Source organism: Winogradskyella sp. (assembly GCF_965228925.1).
Lineage (GTDB): Bacteria > Bacteroidota > Bacteroidia > Flavobacteriales > Flavobacteriaceae > Winogradskyella.
Map to the genome: position 1 here is coordinate 456189 of NZ_OZ245845.1, position 19498 is coordinate 475686.

A 19498-nucleotide genomic window follows, 5' to 3' on the forward strand; every position below is an offset into this window, starting at 1 on the left:
ATGAAGCGTCGGGAATTTACAAAATTGAGTTTAACAGGATTAGCTGCTGCTGGGATTTTAGGTGCGCCCTACGCCTGTGCTAATTCGCATGAGAAACGCAAAAAACCCAGCCTGATTAACACTTTATATTACCGTGCCAATACTTATCATTACAATCCGGCACATATTGCTACCGATATGCAATGGATGGCAAACCATGGCAGTCACGCACTAACTATCGCTTTAAGCGAAGTCGATTTTGAAAAGGCGCATCGCAATATTGAGACCATCGTTACTGAAGCCCATAAACGCAATTTGAAGGTGTTTTTCGTGACTAGCCGTTGGGCAGGGGTTTTTGCAGGTGCCCCCAAGATGCCAAGTCTATTTGCAGCTAAAAATCCACATACCTGGAGTCTTAATGCTGAGGGTAAGCCTTATTTCCATTCTTCCGGCCCAATTTGCAGTATTTACTATCCCGAAGTCGAGCAGTTTTTTATGGCGTATTTAGATAAGGCGTTTAACAATTTTGGCTTTGACGGTGTGGTGTGGGATGAACCCAAGGCCTATCAGATGGATTATTCATCTAAAGGCAAAGCGACACTAAAGGCTATTTCGGGTTATGCTGATGGTAGCGGTGAGGCCTTAATTGTGCACGAAGGTCGTTACTGTGATTTCATTTCCAAGCTCAACGACCACATCAAGACGAAACATGGTGATAAGGTCATCAACTTTTTCGCCTATCCTTATTTGACCGAAAGCTGGATTGAGCAAGCCTCAAAAATCAGGCATCTGGATTACTTTGGTGCCGATGGCCGTGCCTATCCCAATACGGAAAGACCCCAAGTATATACTGGTAAGAAATTCTTGCTAGGTGAGGGAAACGTAGGTATGCGCTACGTAAAAAAGGCGGATGAGAAACACCTAAAGAGCATGGTGCTCATTGAAAATTTTAAGACAAAGCCCGATGAATACGAGCTCTTGGACAAGCACCTAGATACCGTCATCACCATGGCCGATCAGTTGGCCTATTACTACTATCCACGCAGTTGTGAAGAACCGAATAAGGCTATGCAAATCATTACTGATAAATTGAAGAAGCATCTATGAAACTCATAAAAAAACAGCTGTCTTTTGCAGTTTTTGTGCTGTTCTTTTCATCTAAGGACCAACCTAAAGCAGCTACGTCTTCTACAGAAAAAAAAACGCGGCACATCTAGAAGTATATAAAGATATCATTAAAGAACATAGAGAAATTTTAGAAGAACACAATAACCCGATTTAGATTATGAAGAAGCTCATTTTTGCGTTGCTTATTTCGGCAGCCACATATTCCCAAGATTTACAAAAAGATTACCAACTGCGCTTAGAACCTGTATGGTCTAGAGTGGCCGATGCCCTAGGTGAACCAGGTTCGGTCGAAAGTGCCGAAATCAGTCCGAATAACCGTCTAGTGGTCAGTGGCACCAAATACGACTATGCTTTGGTGGTATGGCGCATGAGTGATGGCTATGAATTATGGCGTACCTATCATCCGGCAGAAATTGAGCGTGCTGGATTTAGCAGTGACAGCAAATATGTCGCTGCCTGTAGTGAAGACTTTAAGACGACCATCTACGACGCTGAAACTGGCAAAGTAGTAGAGACCATCACTCATAATCAAGGGGTGGATGGCCTGGTCTGGTCCAATACAAGCATGCTGCTGGCCACAGGTGAAGAATATAGCTACGATAAAAAAGGCAACAAACAAGGCTTTATCGATATCTATGATATGGATAAGCGTGAAAACGTAGCGCATATCAATTACGATAGTACCATTAACGAATTATTCTTTACGCAAGACGATGCATATTTGGTAGCGATAGGGCATGCTGGTATTAAGGTGTACGATACCAAAACATGGAAGGTAGAAAAAGAATTCTTTCAAGATGAAGACGTCATTTTTACTGCCGGTGGTTTCTCACCAGATGGCAAGTGGATTATTGCAGCACAGAATAAGCCAAACAAAGGTGATATTCATCTCATCGACTGGAAGAAAGGAAAAATCAAACGGACGTTTAACCACGTGGGCCGTAAAACAGAGACGGTGGCGTTTCATCCTAGTGGGGATTACGTCGCCTTTACAGGACATTCGTCTTTTATTCATATTTACCGACTGGCCGATATTCTAAAATACAAGCAAGACCGTTTGCAACCAGCGGTTAAGATTTGGGCCAGCGACCATGCAGAATATATCAACTTTAACAGAGACGGTAGCTTTATGGTTAGCGCACATCAAAACGGTTTGATTAAGCTTTGGGTCTGGATGGGTGAAGACCCTTTATTAAACGATAAACGCCATAAGGGCATTAAGAAAGATCAGATTTCACCCGAAACATCTAAGGCAAAAGACTAAGGTTTTGGACATCAATTGTTTTTACTTCGGAAAGTACGCCTATACCTTCGTTCCTTGGCAAATTGAAAAGGATATTAGGCGCATTAAAGCAATGGGTGCTACCAGCATTACCCTGAATGTGATTGAGCAAGATTACAAAGCTGCGTTTGAAAATATATCTTTAGTGATTTCGTTGGCGCGAACCTTAGGACTCAAGGTGTACGCCCTGCCCGATGGTTGGGGAAATCTAACAGGAAATATATCCGGTTTTCCCAGTGTGCAAGCGGTAAAAAAGCGCAAGGATTGTCTTGCTGATAACGAGAATAACCTAATTATGACGGACAAAGGTTGGCTACTCAACCCCAACAACAAACAAGTCTTTAAATTCTTCAAAAAGAAGCTCAAAGAGATTTTAGAAAAATTCGATTTTGACGGACTCTTTTGGTATCATCCGGATGACAGGACAGAACTCGTAAAACTCTCGGGACTTTTCAAATTATTACATGGCTACGTCATAGAAAAGTACCCTGATAAAGCGGTATTCTATCACCCTAAGAACAATTCTTTTTTCGACGACATCAACGTAGAACAAACCATGACGTCTTACATATTGCCTAAAACGGAACAAGGGTTGTCCAACTGGACTAAACCTGACAAATTGAACATCATGCTATCCTATTTTGATTACCCACCTAATATCGAGCAGCCTGAGGAATTTATGACATTGATGTCTGCTTGCTTCATGCAATTGAAGTAGATGTTCTCTTTTATCAGTGTTATGCTGCTTGAGCAGTACATCAGATGACACTTTTAAGGTTAAAAAATACTCTGTTTCAACCTTACTATCAAAACTCTTGAATCTGATACATCTCAACTGCCTGTCCGTCGTCCAAGACTTTGGAAGGCGTGGCGCTCGATGTGACAGCCTAGTATTGATTCAAAATATTAAGAATGAAAATACTTTTTTGTGTAATAATCATTTTTTAATCACGCCGACACGTTCCTGCCACGCTTTAAACTGTTTCTGAAGTGCGGAAGCTTTTTCAGGTTCTTGCGCGATGATATTCTTGGTTTCACCAGGGTCGGTGCCGATGTTATACAGTTCCCATGCTTCGCCTTCCCTAACTAGTTTCCAGTCCCCTTCACGTACTGCTGCGCCTTCTTTCCATTGAAAGAATAAGGGTCGCCCTTGCGGTATATCGATTAGCGTAATTCCTGATTCCTGATTTTCATCTACCGTTTCAACCAGCGATATCCCTTCGGCCTCCAGCACACCATCAGGTGTTTCGTAATCATAACCTGCCAATGACAACAGGGTAGGAAACACATCGATAAAGTGCGCGTACAACTTATCGTTAATCTGATTGTTCTCCTTCATTTTTGACCAACTCACAATCGCCGGGGTTTTAATGCCGCCTTCGTAACTGTAATTTTTATACAGGCGATAGGGTGTGTTGTTCACATTGGCCCAGCTGTGTCCTAACATGGTCCAATTGCCCATTGAGCCTACTTGGCCGTCACCTTGCACATTCACTGTTTCGGCACTAGAGCCATTGTCTGACACAAAGAGTACAATGGTATTCTCTAATCGGTTTTGTGTCCTTAAGAGGTTCATTACACGGCCAATTTCAGTATCCATACGGTCAACCATCGCCGAATAAATCGCCATTTTTAAATCTTCGTCATCCTTTTCTTGATCTGTAAGGCTATCCCAATCTTGATACGTGGGAGCTGCCATCTTAAAATCTTCGGGAATGATGCCTAACGCTTTTTGTTTGACAAATCGTCTTTGTCGTTCAACTTCATAGCCATGACGGTATTTCCCTCTGTACTTTTCAATGTCTTCGGGTAGTGCCATCAACGGGTCATGTGGTGCAGTATAACTGAGGTATAGGAAAAATGGATCGGGCTTACTCAGGGAACCTTCTTCTTTGAATGTTGCAAAATCTTTTTCCAACCACTTGAGCGCTGCATTGGTAAACGCAATCGTAGAATAAAAACTGGTGTCTCGTGGTGTGTACGGCTCATAACGTTTGCCGTCAATATACCAGGGACGTACTTTCTTTCTGGCAGGTGCGATTTCACCTATACGTTGATTGCCTGGATTGAAGTGATTGGCTGCACCACTTAGTAAGCCGTAGTAGCGGTCGAAGCCTATAATACTGTCAGTAGGCACATCTACCCCATGGTGTTTGCCACTCATCATAGTGGTATAACCTTTGGCCTTTAATGCTTTGGCAATGGTAGTGCTGTTTTTCCAAGAATGTCGCCAACTGCGTCCCACACCCACCTGATGTGCATACAATCCTGTGAGCAAGGCTGCCCTTGATGGGAAGCATTTTGAAGTATTGTAAAATTGTGTAAACCGAATTCCGGTATCGGCTAAACTATCTAGCACTGGGGTGTCAATGCTGCTACCGTAACAGCCCAAATCACTGAATCCCATATCGTCTGCCAAAATCAAGATGATGTTAGGCGGCTTTGATGCCCCAGCCTGTTCTATGATGGGTTTTGGGGTGTCTTTACAGCTTATCACCAGTCCACAAACCACAAAAATGGTGATGACTAATCGTTTTGTCATGATGCTATTGTCCTTAAAATAGGATCTAAATGTTGTTTTATAATGCCCCTGATATAAGTTTTAGGTTCACGCATCGCTTGGGCTAGGTTTGGCGCTGCATCCAAAACCGAAAAGGTATATTGTAAACCCAGGTACTCTTGCTGTGCAGGAGTTAAATCAACACTTCCTGCAATGGCAACAACAGGGATGCTTTTTCGTCTGGCTTCATTCGCTACACCTTGCACCACTTTACCCGACAAGGTCTGAGCGTCCAGTTTACCTTCACCAGTAATGATCAAATCCACATTGTGCAAAGCTTCTTCAAACTGGGTCAACTGCATCATCGTTTGTGTTCCAGATTGCAGTTGAGCATCCAGAAATGCCATGGTACCGGCACCCATTCCGCCAGCCGCACCAGCGCCTTCAACATGGGCAATATCCTTGTCTAATTTAACTTTTAGCTGTTCTGCGAAATGCTTCAGCCCCATATCGAGTTGAATGACCTCATCTTCCGAAGCGCCTTTTTGTGGGGCATATACATAGGCCGAACCATTTAATCCATACAAGGGATTTTTGACATCACAAAGGGTAGTGACGTTTATTCTTTTTCTGTCTTCTGGCGAAAGGATCCCTGCCACCTTTTGTAGATTTTGCCCTATCGGATTAATCGTTTCACCTGAAGCATCTAAAAACTGATATCCCAACGCTGAAGCCATGCCCATGCCAGCATCGCAGGTGGATGACCCTCCAATGAACAAAAATAAGTTGGTTGTACCATATGTGAGCGCATGCTGAATAAGCTCTCCAAAACCATAGGATGTGGTGTTCATGCAATTGCGTTCTTCGGGCTGTAACAAGGCGATTCCTGACGCAGCGGCCATTTCAATATATGCCGTATCACCCTTCAGTAAATAGGTTGCTTCGATAGGTCGAAATAAGGGGTCGTTGACTTTAACCGTGACCTCTTCAGCATTCAAATGATGTTTCAAAATTTCCAATGAGCCATCCCCACCATCTGCCATAGGGTGCTTTATGAGTTGTATCTCAATGTTCATGTCTTGAAGCGCTTCTTCAACTGCATCGCAAAAGCCTTCCGCAGAAAGCGTCCCCTTAAATTTATCGGGTGCTACAAGAATTGTATAGGGCCTTTTAGCGTTCATGAAACAAAAAGACTTAGGATTAAGGTCAGGATAAGTACGGTTAGGCCTTGCACGACAGTCAATAATGAAAATGACTTACTAGTCGCTTTGGCACTTAATCCGCTAAACTGGCTTACGACCCAGAAATAACTGTCGTTGTAATGCGATACCATCATCGCACCACCACCTATGGCCATAACGGCAAGTGCAAAATCAATAGGGTCTTGCCATCCAAGTACTGGAAGCAACGGCGCGAGCAAAGATGCTGTAATGACCATCGCACTGGTAGATGACCCTTGGGCAGTTTTTAGCACAAGTGCAATGACAAAGCACAGCACTAACACCAGTATGGATGATTCTGAACCTGTTTGCATCCAAGATGCTACTTCATCAGCTAAAGGAGTCGCCTTTAGTATGCCGCCAAAGGCTCCTCCTGCTGCGGTAATTACTAAAATTGGCCCTGCTACTTGTATGGCTTCTTTTACCCAATCGACATTCATGTTTGTTGCCTTTGGTTTCAGCAGTACCATAGCAAGCAATGCGCCTTGAAAAATGGCAATGGTAGGATTAGTCAAGTAAGTAAGCCATGGCGAAGCATATCCTGTAAAGTCCAACCCCGTTCCTAAAGCGATTAACAGAATCGGATAAAAAAGTGGTAGCAACGCACGTGAAAGCGATGGTAAGTTCTGAATACTTTCTTCTTGGGGCTTAATGTCTTCTGTAATGAGTTTATTCCCCATACGCTTGGCCAAAAGCTGAGTGATAAACAACACAGGAATCGTGATGCCAATACCCAATACGATAATCACCCCAAGTGCACTTGACGCTTCCAGAATACTAGCAGCGGCGATAGGTCCTGGTGTGGGCGGTACAAGTGTGTGCGTAGTGTAAAGTCCTGTGGCCAATGCCAAGCTTAAACTGGCTTTTGACGCATTGGACAGTTTGCTCAATTTATCGGTAAGTCCTGACAATAAAATAAACCCGCTATCACAAAATACGGGAATACTAATCACAGCACCGATAACCGACACAGCGGGTAGGGTTTTGTTTTTGCCTACTAAACTCACAATCCATTGGGCAATGCGAAGCGCACCTCCTGAACGTTCTAAATACGTTCCTATAATACTCCCAAAAATGATAATGAGTCCTATGGCACCCAACAATCCTCCAAAACCATTTTTTAGAGCTTCTATAATCGCCAAAGGTTCCATACCGACTGCTTTTCCTAAAAACACACTGACTAAAACAAGCGCCAAAAAGGGGTGCCATTTTAATTTTGCCGTAAGAACAACAATCAGCACAATGGCAAGAAGGATGAGTAGCAATAAAGGGACGCCGGTTACCATAATGTTTGATATTGCTTTAAAAGATTATATCTAATATACTTCCTAAAATCCAGTTATACTAAGCATCCATGAAATATGCAACCTGACAGAGGTTCTAAGATTTGGCATTCTTAGTCTTTGATCTCATAATCATATGTTTTCTCCATCTCATCATAATAGGCCTTAAGTACATAGAAGGCCTTCTTTTTTTCACCGCCATCTGAAATAAGGCCTTTTCGATTCCAGCCATCTTGAATAATGGGCAAGTTACGTCGTGGCGATCGGAAATCGGCCAAAATCCAAGGTGTCATCCCGCGTAGTGTTGGGATTTTTTTGAGCATGGCGATTTGTTCGTTGTATAGATATTCTTGATACTCTTCCGTCCAGCGGGTCAGTTGATCCCCATGATAATTGTAGAGTGCACCACCGCCAAACTCGCTCACAAAAAAAGGTTTATCATCTGGCAAAATCCAAGTGGTTTCAGCGCAACGTTCTGGCAAACCCGAATACCAACCAATGTACTCATTGCAAGCCAACATATCGACTTCTTCAGCAAAGGGGTCTGGAATTTGTACCGCTAGCGCCTTGCTTTTTTCATCGCGCTCTAAGGCCGCACTAATAAATCGGGTATCGTCGATGGCTATGGCTACTGACTTTAACTTCTTTAAAAACGCCAATCGCGATGGTGTGTCTGGTGTTTCGTTAGCTACACTCCACACAATGACACTGGCTCTGTTTTTATCACGATGCACCAAAGTTTTTAATTGGTTTTCAGCTTGGGCGTATGTCAAAGGATTTTCATAATCAATGCCCCAGTACACGGGAATTTCTTCCCAAAGCAAGATCCCCAACTTATCTGCAAGTCGTGTCATACTTTCGTTATGTGGATAATGTGCCAAACGAATAAAATTACAGTTCAATTCTTGAGCCCAGCCCATCAGTACTTTAGCATCTTCTATCGCCCTGGCTCGTCCGCCGCGCATGGGATTCTCTTCGTGCAAACTAATGCCACGCAAAAAGATGGATTGCCCGTTCAATAAAATGTCATCGCCTTTTGCTTCAATAGTTCTAAAGCCTACTTGATCGGTGATTTTATCTGTTACTGTTGAAATTACGACCTCATAAAGCTTAGGCCGTTTAGGATACCAGCGTTTTATTTTTTTCGCTTTAAGCGAAAACAAAAGCTTACCCGTAGCATCTGTTTTACCTTCAACATTGAGGTTCGCTTCAGGGATTACAAGGCTAACATTTTGCCCTGCCGAAGCTTCTGATAACTGCACATAACCTTTAATGTTATCAGGATTGTCCTTATCTAGTTGAATCATATAATCCTGCACGTAAGTGGCAGGCAGTTCGATGAGTTTTACATCCCGCGTAATGCCGCCGTAGTTCCACCAGTCGGTCGTATAGTTAGGTACGCGCCCTTTTTCCCTACGGTTATCAACACGTACAATCAAGGAGTTATCTTCGGACCTAATTTTTCCTGAAATATCAAAATTAAATGGATCAAATCCACCCAGATGCTGGCCAACTTTTTCACCATTCAAATACACATCCGTTTGATAGTTAGCCGCACCAAAATAAAGCAATAGCTTATTACCCGATTTGAGGTTGTAGTTAAATTTAGTGCGGTACCAGATACTGCCTTCGTAATAAAACAGTTTTTCATCTTGGGTATTCCAGTCGCCAGGGACTTTGATTTCATGAGAAGTTTCAAAATCATACTCAATCCTATCCCAACGATTTTCCATTTGTTTGTCAGTGTAATAAGGTTTGGCTGACTTTTTAGTACTTTCCTTTTGGTCGAAAGGTATCCAATTACGGTGGTTGCGATAGCCCGTTTCATAGGGGTCAATGACGTATTTCCAATTGCCGTTGAGCAAAGTTGCTTCCCGGTTATAAGCGTTTTGAAGTAAGGGTGTCGTTTGGGCAATGAGTTCTTTGTTTGTAAGCGTTGTTAAAAACAGAACACCTATCAAAAATAGCCCCCTAAATCCCCCTTTGAAGGGCGAATAAAATCTCTTTTTCATATTAACTGTTTTTTGAAGTCCAGTAAATGCTTTCTTTTTTCCAGATATCATTATCGTATGCTATGCCTAAGCCGGGGGTTTCAAAAATGGTGAGTTTGCCGTCTACGGGAAGAACGGGGCTATGCCATTTTTTCTGCTTTTTTTCGCCACCTACACGGTATTCCTGGTGATGAGACAATACAGGACAGACAGCAAAAACTTGGTTTGGTGCTGCTGCCATTGGACCGGCTTTTGGTGAATGTGGTGTAAAACCAAGTCCATAATAGTCTGCTAAGTGCGAAATCTTTAAGGTTCTTACTATACCGCCGTGGTAATAAACATCGGGTTGTAGCGTATCCATAGCTCCAATTTCGGCCATAAGCTTAAACTGGTCGAAGCTAAAATCTTGCTCACCACCGGCAATTTTGCAGCTTGTTGCTGCTTCTTTTACCAGCTTGTGCGACCATAAATCTTGCCAATAACAGGGTTCTTCAAAAAAGGCAACACCATAGCTTTCAATCATTTTTAAGACTTCAATGGCCTCATCGGCAGTGTATGAGCTGTTTCCGTCAACATACAACGTAATGTTGTCACCTACTTTATCCCTCATGTAGGGCACCCATTTGTTGGTTCGTGTTATATAGGGTTCAACATTTTTCATACGGCCACCAACTTTAAATTTAACAGCTTTTGCGCCTGTAGCTTCAAGGGTCTTTAAAACACGATCCGTTTCGCCTTCAAAGGGGTTTTCGCGTTCTAAACTGGAAATATAAACTGGGTATGCATTGCGTTTCTTTTCACCCAAAAAAGTATATACTGGTCGGTTTGCCAATTTCCCCAATAAATCCCAAAGGGCAATTTCAATGGTACCAATCGCATTCCAATAGGGAAGGCTCACAAACTTGTAGTTGCGCTCCAATTTTAAAATCTCATCTGGTAGTCGTACAATGTTTCGGGCATCCTTTCCGATGAAATTCATCGCAGCCAGCTTTGTAAAAATCGTCTCTGTACTTTGAAAACGACCTTTGTTCATCGCTGCCAGTCCTGTACGGCCATTGGTATCAGTGACGCGACAGAAAAATCGGTTTTTGACATCGACTACCTCTATTTTGTCAATGATTATGGGACTAGGAAAGGCTTTCTTTACCCGTTGGTGAATTTCATTCTCCATGACCTTACCATCAAATGGTGCTTTTTGCATGGCGGCTTTGGTAGGTGCGCTATCTTTAGGTTTATCAGTACAAGCCAAAAGTGGTAGGGCTGCTATTCCCGCTCCCGCTACTGTGGTCGTTTTTAGAAATTTTCGTCTGTTAAACATGGTGATTATTCGTTTGCTTTATCTATAGTTGTGGTAACCTCAGCTTCGGTAATTTGCTTCCCGTTAATCGATACGTTGTTTAAAATCAAGTCCTGGGTATAATTAGCGATAAATGGGGCTGGTGATTCTTTTACCGAAATGTTTTCCAAATACACCCGATGCACATTTTCTTCAGGGCGACCATTGATTTTAATAGAAATGTCGGTGGCTTTGGCCACTTCAATATTCTGAAAATAAAAATCGTTATACTTCACAAAGTATTCGTTACCACGCCAGCCTTTATAGTCTGTGGTGAATTCGAAGGCATAGGCTACAGGTTTGAGCACTTTTATATCTTTCATATACACTTCTTCGATAAAGCCGCCACGGTCTGGATTCGACTTGAACTGAAAAGCGTGCTTATCACTGCCCTGCAAGGTATTATCGTGTACAAAGACATTACGTACACCCCCTGCCATCTCACTTCCGATGCAAAAGCCACTGCCCACTATGTTGTTGAAATCGTTGTTGCGCACAATGATGTTTTCGCTAGGTGGATATTTCCAACCATCTTGATCACGACCTGCTTTTATGGATATGCAATCGTCCCAAGTGCTAAATATTGAGTTTTCAATAAGTACGTTCTTACAGTGCTCTGGGTCAAAGCCATCATCGTTGTGGACGCCCATTTGTACGTTTAGTCGACGTGCCGTAATGTTTTCTGATAGTACAGGATGAATGGTCCAGAATGGGGTGTGGTGAATGGTAAAATCTTCAAACAGAATGTTCTTGCATTTAATGAATTCGATACCCGTAGGACGCAAATAATGCCCTTCGCCGAAGACACGTTCTTCTATTGGGATTCGGTCATTACCCATTTGGCGAATTCGTTTTTTATCAGGTTTCTGGATAGATTTCCATTGTCCCCATGTGTCCTCACAGTTGCCGTCTACTTCACCTTTTCCAGTAATGGCCAGATTTTCTTTTTCATAGGCATATAGCTGTGGAGAATAATTCATGGCAAAGGTCCCTTCCCATCGGCCTTTTACTGTTGGCAGATAGTCTTTCGGCTCATTTGAAAACTCTAGAACAGCACCTTCCGCTAGATTTAAATTAATGTTCGATTCAAACACAATCGGACCATTAACAGGATATTTTCCTGTGGGGATATGTATGACACCACCGCCTTTTTCTGATAAATTTTTCATGGCTATATGTAGGTTTTCGCGAAAGCGCAATGAATCATTAACCACAATTGTATCCGCCCTGAATGTTGGCGGAACGATTTGTTTGAGGATTGCAGGATAAGTGACCTTCCAAGCGGTGTCAATTTTTGCCTTGGCATAAGTAATGTCAAAGCTGGTTTTTGCCTCCTTTTTATTGTCACACGAAGACAGCAATACAACTAATAGACTCAGCAGCAAAAATTTCTTTTTCATCATCATTTTTTAAATGCGCTTTGGTGGATTTGACTTAAAAAACGCATCCCAAATGCAGTGTTGATATCCCTATAATACAGTTGCATTTGCCCGTTCTTCTTACTTCGTTGACGTATACCGTAATAGGCCCCTGCCAGGTTTTTATCGGGATGGTTTTCGTTAAATTGATTAACCAAGGTAAATTCTAGCGCCTCTCTTATGGGTTGTTCAAAACGATCATAGCCCAAGTCCCAAAGGCTTAACCACAACACGCCAGCATAGCTGGTACAACTACCACAAGGGCTGCGCTTATCATGATTACCATCTAAGTAGCTGGCGTACCAAATAACGCCTGTTCTATTATCCTGTACATTTGCTAAGGCATCGGCACATTTCACAGCTGTTTCTAGGTATTTCTTTTCATTGGTAAGTTTGTAGGCTTCGACAAGTGCCTCCGCATTCCAAGTATTGAAACGACCGTGTACACCTCCTTTCTTTGGATCATTAGGTTCGTATTCCATCCAGAACCCACTAGGGCTTTGATCATCTACCAACTTGTCACATATTTCTATAAAAGCTGTTTTGTACCTCTCCTCGCCTGTATAGTAAAACATATCTAGCCACAGATAGCCCTCGGCATTAGGTCTGGCAACGTGCTTGATATTGAATTCCTCACCTTGATGTTGGCTGTGCGGACTTTTGGTTTTCCATATTTCGCCCGTTTGGGAATCGACAAAATTGTAGGAAAGACGTTCTTCGGGAATGTAGAGATTATCTAAAATCCAAGTGCCCGCACTAGTAGCCACATCTGCATATTTTCCATCGCCTGTTACGTCAGTAAGGTTAAACAATCCTGGGGTGCCATCGGCTATGGTAGTCGTATTGATAAGGTGCCCTAGCTTATTATCGTGTTGGGCATTGAGGTAACCTTCTAATTGATGGCCTTTGGGAAATTGAAGACCTACCCACCAATCGCCGGCTTTTACCGCCGCATCTAAGGCACGTTGCTCTTTGGTAACTTCGAAGGCATCCAATAAACCATAGATGGCCTGCCCTGTGTGCCAGGCAGCTTCGTAGGATTCCCATTCGCCTTTTAGCCATCGGTAATTGCCTTTTGATTCACCCTCTTTGGACAACATGGCGTTGATGGTATGACTAGTAGCATGCTTTAAGGAAGTCGTAATTTTTTCGTCATAGCTTTTGTCTAATTGAAACGTACGCTGTTGGGCACAAGAAGTTAGAGAAAGAGAAAAGATGAAAGAAAAGAGAATATAGACTTTTCTAGGATTATAGTCCTTTATGTTGTTAGTTTTATTCATCACTTTATCTTTTAAGTCATTTTTTTGGTTTCTTTTGGTTTGAATTTTTTATGACAATGGCTATTGTATCCACTTTAGCGTCGATGAGCTGAAAATTGGTTTGTACTATACTATCTTGTTTTAATACAACATCATTAAAAGTGACAGCATCTGCATGGGCAATAAGCATATCTGCCTTAGTTTGCACATAGTCTCCTGCTGTCTCCCACCGTTTTATTCTTTTATTGCCTTTTGGTTTTTGCCAAGCACTATTATCTAGTCTATTGGTGAACAAAAAGGTAACATTTTTAAAACTAATGGAATCGATGGTCTGTTGAGGGTGCCCACTGATGTAGACGATACCATTTGTTTTAAATCTGCTATCGTGAAAGCTTATTCCTGAGATGTCTCCCGGATTGCCGTCTTCATTCCGAGTATGAACATCGATAAATATCGGATACTGTTGCTTATGTCTTCCCCCCGTTTCAGCATCAATATTTGAGAAGGTGACATTTTCATATCGTCCGCCATCCATATTGAACAACGCTATAGCATAACGTGTATGTTTAATTTTGATGCTGTCAAATGTGATATTACGCGTGAGATACCCACTGCCTGTACCTAGCTTCAATGCCGCATCGTCACTTTCCAGATAACAGTTGGTTACGTTAACATCCTGAGTTATTTGAGATCGTTTTTCACCCTTCGTATTGGTTAAGCTTGCTATTGAACGTCCATTTTTTATACAAATGGCATCATCACCAGTGCGTATATCGCATGCTGAAATTTTGACGTTTACGGAATTACGAATATCAATCCCGTCCGTGTTTGGGGATTTCGGGTCGTTTTTGATGCTGATACCCTTTACCTCAACACCATCACAATAACTAAAGCTAAGTGTATGGGATGGACTATTTGTTAGCGTTATACCTTCTACAGTGACATTTTTGGCATCTTTAATATCAATCCATGGTTGTGGTCGCTCGGTAAAGTTCCAGTTGTCATCAAAAAAGCTCAATCCGTTACCGTTTATTGTACCTTTTCCCTTTATCATCAGGTTATGGGCATAAGGTGCAAGAATAAACTCGTTTTGGGTATAATCTGATATGTTATTACTGGCCAGTAAAGTTGCATCTTCTTCAAAAACTATGGTAATATCGGGACCCAGTGTTAAGGACCCCGAATAAAACGTGCCTTTTGAGAAAACAACGGTTCCTTTTACGGCGATAGCTTTATCAATTGCCTCTTGAATGGATTGTGTTGATAGGGTTTTTCCATCTGGAATAGCACCAAAGTCCGTAACTAGAAATATGTCATCCTTGCAACTCAAAAAGCAAAGTGCAAAGGACACTAACAAAACATTTATTATCGATATTTCTGTTTTAAAAAACCTCAATTGTAATGCTATAAAATATGCAAGTGGCAACCTTTTAAGCTAGATTGCCACTCTTCCAATTAACTAAACTCTCTAAAATTCATTCCTATATTCAAGGAAACCAACCTTAGAATCATTTTAATTTCTTAATGTACCATCAATGTTAACGCACCAACCTACAGTCCAATCGTTACCAACTTCTACTGCTCCAATATAATTGACATCCGCGAAGAAGGGATTTAGTATCCCTGCGGGAGTTGAGTTGGATGTATCTGTTCCGACGTAAGAGTCGGTAATAGTAAATGGTGTAACTGAGTTATTAAAGGAAGGGATGTAATCCCCATCTGTTGGATTGAAAAAATCAGCCGTGCTATGGAAACCAGTACCATCATCTTCATCGTTGCCAAAACTTGCGCTATTGGCAAAGAAACTTGTTCCATCTTGGACCGTAGCCTCGCTACCATTGCTGAATCTCAAACTGCGATCTACACCAGTTACTACGGTATTATAAATTTGGGAAGCTGCACCATTACGAATTCTAAAACCACCACCATTGGGGTCTTCGCTTGTATCGTTAAAACCGATTCCTGTAATAGTAACATTACTTATTAATAAATTAGCATTATCCCTTGCTTCTACGTGATTATCTGTACCTGTTGAATTGATTACCAAGAATTGACATGCTCCTATCCATCCATCGTCGACTCTGAGACCAGAATCTTCACCGTCTGTTGCTACTAAATATCTAAGATTGATGGTGCCTTCATTGATCCTAAAGCCATTGTCAGGTGATCTATATACCTGGATATATTCAAAAACCGTTCCCGAACCAACGTTAGTCAACTGTATAGCGTCATCATTGCTGCCAGGATACATAACCCTTACATAACGCATCGTGCCAGAGCTGTCAGTACCACCAGAGCCCGTTAGACCTATACCACTCCATTGTCCGGCCGAGGTATCGCCACTTTGCCCCGGCGCATTGGCCAAGGAATTGAACACAACAGGATTCGTAGAGGTCCCCTGGGCATCTAAAAAGGCTAATTGGTCTATGAGCAAACGCGTTTCTGACGTTTCTGCATAAATCTGAGTCCCTTCTAAAATTGTCAATGTGGTCTGTTGCGATACATTAACTTCTCCTGAGATTATCCATAAATTATTTGCATCTAAGGTTTCATTAAAATTAATGGTCCCTGTTATCCTTTTAAAGGGTTGACCATTTAGCGTTATGTCCTCAATTGTATATTGTGGTGTAATGTCTGAAACATTTACTGTTATAGAGATTTGACCTGTATTGTTTTGTGTATCAGTAGCTGTAAAGTTGACCACGCGGGACGTATCAAACCAGTCTTGAGGGATTTGGTAAGAGAACGACGTATTTATTAGTCCTGAGGTCCCATCAAATTGTTGCACATCTAAAACATTTCCATTTTCTGAAACCCTGATACTCGTGATACCAACGGCACCTTCAACACTGAGATTAGGGATATTTACGAACTGTGAAACTCCTAAATTAAGTTCGGTTACACCACCAACTTCCACAATGGGGTCAGGATAAGTTGGATCAGGAAAGTTTTCATCGTCATTGAGTTCACATGACACCAAGGATATCATTAATGCCATTGAGAAAAGCGTTCTTAAAAGCTTAATATTTTCCATTTCTTTTAAAAATTAAAGTTTAAACCGAATCGAGCGACTATACCATAAATTTCATGGTTGGTTACCCGGTCTCTAAATTGATTGAATTCTATAACAGGATTGTTCAACAAGTTTTGTGCCTCTACAAAAACGGATAATCTATCATTTATCCTGTAAGAGGCGTTGGCATCCAATTGATAGCGTTCCTCGAGTATAAAATCGTTTATTGGGTCAATATCAAAGCTAAGAAGCGACTGTGCGTTATAATTAACTGAGCCTCTGACACTGAACTTCCCTTTGTCGTAATAGAGTGCGGCATTCCAAGTATGATCTGCCTGCCCTACAAGAGGGACATCATCTCGTCTCAATATTGTACCGTCTTCATCTACTAATGTAAAAGAACTACTGCTATTCACATAGGTGTAATTGGCATAGACACCAAATCCATTAAGCCATCCTGGAAGAAACGTAAACTTTTTGGCAAAATTCACCTCAACACCCAAAACATCAGCGACCTCACCATTTACGGGCTGTATAAGTTCAAAGCCTTCTATAATTGGGTCATCGAGAACTACCGACTGTTGCGTAAATATAAAATCGTCTATGCGCTTGTAGAAAACTCCTAAACTAATGGTCCCATCGTCCTTAAAATAATGTTCAGCCAAGACATCTATGTTTTGGGAGAATGCTGGGGTAAGATCTGGATTCCCTCTTCTTATTTCATTATCTGCAAAATTTCTGTTTTCGGCAGGAACCAAATCTATAAGATCTGGCCTAGCAAAGGATTCAAAATAGGAGGCTCTTAAATTGGTGCGATTGTTTAAGCGATATGTTAAGTGTAAGCTCGGGAGTAAAAAGTCATAATCTGGCCCTCCTTCCGCTCTCACTATTTCTGGATCTCCCACAACTTGTTCAACGACATTGGCTTCATAACCCGTTGTAGTCGCCTCGTATCTTGCGCCAAACACGGCTGTTAATTTACCGGATCTCAACTTTCCTTGACCGAACCAAGCGTAGATATTTTCCTCAACGTCAAAACTGTTTGAGGCCGTATTAAATATACTGTTTAGAGGATCAAAAGTATATAAGTCGAAATTGGCATTAAAATGTCGCGCAGATCGCGATGGAGATGGAAATGCTCCCATATCATATCTACCTTCAAAAATAGAGCCTTGATCATTCCCTACTACCTGATCTAAGGTATAAAACCCTTGATAGCCGCCCCACTGCATATTGTCTCGTCTTCTTGAGTTCTCCTGGAGTCTAATTTTACCACCTGTTTTAAACTCACCTGTAACTTTTGACCCAAATCGCAAAGGAATTGTCGCGTTTAAGTAAGCCGTCTGATTAAAGCCATTAACACTACTTGGGTTATCCACTTGATAACCACTGAATTCGAACTGACTGTAATCCGTACCATCAAAACCTTGAGGGATAAATTGCGGGAAATCACGATCGCTTCTATCAATTAAGAAATTGACGCCTGATGCTCTAAAAACAGTTCTAAATGAGGTTTCTTCTCGTTCTGACCTAGACAAGGTATATCCATAATCGATTTTACCCCAAGAGCCTAGAGCGTGCCGACCACCAACTGTAAATGTTACATTTTCGCGGCGCTCATCTTCATCGGACATGTCCCTTCTAAAACGCGCCGTACTTTCCTCCCCACTCCCGACAATGTTGATATTATTTGGATCTGGAAAATCACCCATTGACCGAAATCTAATGCGGTAGCGTTCATTCTGATCGCGTAATGAATTAAAGGAGAAGGACGTAAAAACAGCACTTTGTTCACTGAACTTGTAGTCTAGCGTCATATTAGCACCAGCACGTGTTCTTAAGTTTAATAATGGCCTAAGGGCCAATTCATCTAAAACATATAGGCGCTCTTCATCGGGCCCAACTTCTCTGAATCTATAGTTAGTCTCTAAGCGCTCCTCTCCATTCACAGTATTATAATAACTCCCGCCTATGATGATACCGAACTTATCATCTTTGGTACGCTTGTCGTATCGCAACTTACCCCTAAAACTTCCTCGTTCAAAAATATCGGCATAACCTCCGGCGATTGTTCCTTTAATACGACCCTCACTACTTCTTGCCGTAGGGGTGATGAGATTAACCGTACCACCAATTGCATCACCGTCGTTTTCAGGAAGCAAGGCTTTACTTATTTCCATTGACGCAAGAAGTTCCGCGGGAATCAAATCTAGTGACTCCGTACGATCCCCACCAAAATCAGTTGTTGGTAATTGAGCTCCATCTATGGTGACAGTAGTATAACTTCTGGGTGTTCCACGCAATCTTATATTCGCACCCTCACCATTGTTCCTTTCGATATTCACACCTGCTACCCTTTGCAAAGCCTCACTCACATTAATATCAGGAAACTGATTTACCAAGTCAGCAGACACAATCGTTTTAATATTGTCCGCATTCTTTTGTTGGTTATAGGCTTTTTGCTGCCCTTCGATTGAAGCCGATATAATCACTTCACCAAGTTCATTAATTGAGGGATCAAGCAAAATGCGACCTAAATCTAAATTCTCATTAGCTTTTACCACGATTTCAAGTGTTTTTGTTGCGTAACCCAAATAAGAAACTTGTAGTTGATGATTGCCTGCTGGTACTGCTGTTAATGCAAACCTACCATCAAAGTCTGTCGCGGCGCCAAGGTTAATGGCCTCAATTACCAGGGCGGCTCCTGGCAGAACACCACTTTCATCACTACCTGCCACGACGCCAGAAATGGATCCTTTAGCGTTATCATTCTGTGCGAAAGTGACAAATGAACATAATACAACCCATAAGAAAGAAATCTTATTTCGCATGATTAAATGTCTCATAAAATATAGTTAGATTAGTTTTACTTTTGCTCTTTTGTGCAATCGTTTGCATATTACGACATATTTGATAATTTACCAAATTTAGCATCAAAAAAATCCTTTTTCAGCAAAAAAGGAGCGTTTTCGTTGAGGTTTTTGGAATATGAAACCCAGTATTCTTTTTAAAATCATATATTTATGTATATTTGCGCATACGATTACGCAAATAATTGCACAACACCATATATATAAGATTATTAAGAA

At 41.7% G+C, this 19498-nt stretch carries 13 protein-coding genes; 3 read left to right on the plus strand and 10 right to left on the minus strand.

Annotated features, from left to right (window positions below; all coding sequences use genetic code 11):
* The 3 genes from ACO052_RS01665 to ACO052_RS01675 all read left to right on the plus strand — a co-directional run bounded on the left by ACO052_RS01665 (window position 1) and on the right by ACO052_RS01675 (window position 3107).
* Window positions 1-1086: a hypothetical protein gene (locus tag ACO052_RS01665; protein ID WP_422106278.1), complete on the plus strand. Its 1086-nt coding sequence runs from the start codon at window positions 1-3 to the stop codon at window positions 1084-1086.
* Between the two features lie 178 nt (window positions 1087-1264).
* Window positions 1265-2371: a WD40 repeat domain-containing protein gene (locus tag ACO052_RS01670; protein WP_422106279.1), complete on the plus strand. Its 1107-nt coding sequence runs from the start codon at window positions 1265-1267 to the stop codon at window positions 2369-2371.
* Between the two features lie 4 nt (window positions 2372-2375).
* Window positions 2376-3107: a hypothetical protein gene (locus ACO052_RS01675; RefSeq protein WP_422106280.1), complete on the plus strand. Its 732-nt coding sequence runs from the start codon at window positions 2376-2378 to the stop codon at window positions 3105-3107.
* 219 nt (window positions 3108-3326) lie between these two features.
* On the opposite strand, the gene ACO052_RS01680 is transcribed toward ACO052_RS01675, so the two are convergent.
* From ACO052_RS01680 to ACO052_RS01725, 10 genes are all read right to left on the minus strand, one after another.
* Window positions 3327-4931 carry an arylsulfatase gene (locus ACO052_RS01680; protein WP_422106281.1) on the minus strand — a complete coding sequence of 535 codons (1605 nt, stop codon included), beginning with the start codon at window positions 4929-4931 and terminating at the stop codon, window positions 3327-3329.
* Window positions 4928-6070 carry a glycerate kinase gene (locus ACO052_RS01685; RefSeq protein ID WP_422106282.1) on the minus strand — a complete coding sequence of 381 codons (1143 nt, stop codon included), beginning with the start codon at window positions 6068-6070 and terminating at the stop codon, window positions 4928-4930. The genes ACO052_RS01680 and ACO052_RS01685 overlap by 4 nt, the downstream gene beginning before the upstream one ends.
* Window positions 6067-7395, minus strand: coding sequence for a GntP family permease (locus ACO052_RS01690; RefSeq protein WP_422106283.1), 1329 nt, complete (start codon window positions 7393-7395; stop codon window positions 6067-6069). Before ACO052_RS01690 ends, ACO052_RS01685 begins: the two co-directional genes overlap by 4 nt.
* A 110-nt stretch (window positions 7396-7505) precedes the next feature.
* Window positions 7506-9404, minus strand: coding sequence for a glycoside hydrolase family 2 protein (locus ACO052_RS01695; protein ID WP_422106284.1), 1899 nt, complete (start codon window positions 9402-9404; stop codon window positions 7506-7508).
* Window position 9405: 1 nt separating this feature from the next.
* Window positions 9406-10701 carry an enolase C-terminal domain-like protein gene (locus tag ACO052_RS01700; protein WP_422106285.1) on the minus strand — a complete coding sequence of 432 codons (1296 nt, stop codon included), beginning with the start codon at window positions 10699-10701 and terminating at the stop codon, window positions 9406-9408.
* 5 nt (window positions 10702-10706) lie between these two features.
* Window positions 10707-12119: a glycoside hydrolase family 28 protein gene (locus ACO052_RS01705; RefSeq protein ID WP_422106286.1), complete on the minus strand. Its 1413-nt coding sequence runs from the start codon at window positions 12117-12119 to the stop codon at window positions 10707-10709.
* Window positions 12120-12121: 2 nt separating this feature from the next.
* Complete coding sequence (locus ACO052_RS01710; RefSeq protein ID WP_422106287.1) at window positions 12122-13417, minus strand: hypothetical protein; 1296 nt, start codon at window positions 13415-13417, stop codon at window positions 12122-12124.
* A 16-nt stretch (window positions 13418-13433) separates the two neighbouring features.
* On the minus strand, window positions 13434-14747 hold the full coding sequence (locus tag ACO052_RS01715) for a glycoside hydrolase family 28 protein (protein ID WP_422106288.1): 1314 nt from the start codon (window positions 14745-14747) through the stop codon (window positions 13434-13436).
* A 162-nt stretch (window positions 14748-14909) separates the two neighbouring features.
* Window positions 14910-16430 carry a hypothetical protein gene (locus ACO052_RS01720; protein WP_422106289.1) on the minus strand — a complete coding sequence of 507 codons (1521 nt, stop codon included), beginning with the start codon at window positions 16428-16430 and terminating at the stop codon, window positions 14910-14912.
* 5 nt (window positions 16431-16435) lie between these two features.
* Complete coding sequence (locus tag ACO052_RS01725; protein ID WP_422106290.1) at window positions 16436-19255, minus strand: TonB-dependent receptor; 2820 nt, start codon at window positions 19253-19255, stop codon at window positions 16436-16438.
* Window positions 19256-19498 lie beyond the last annotated feature (243 nt).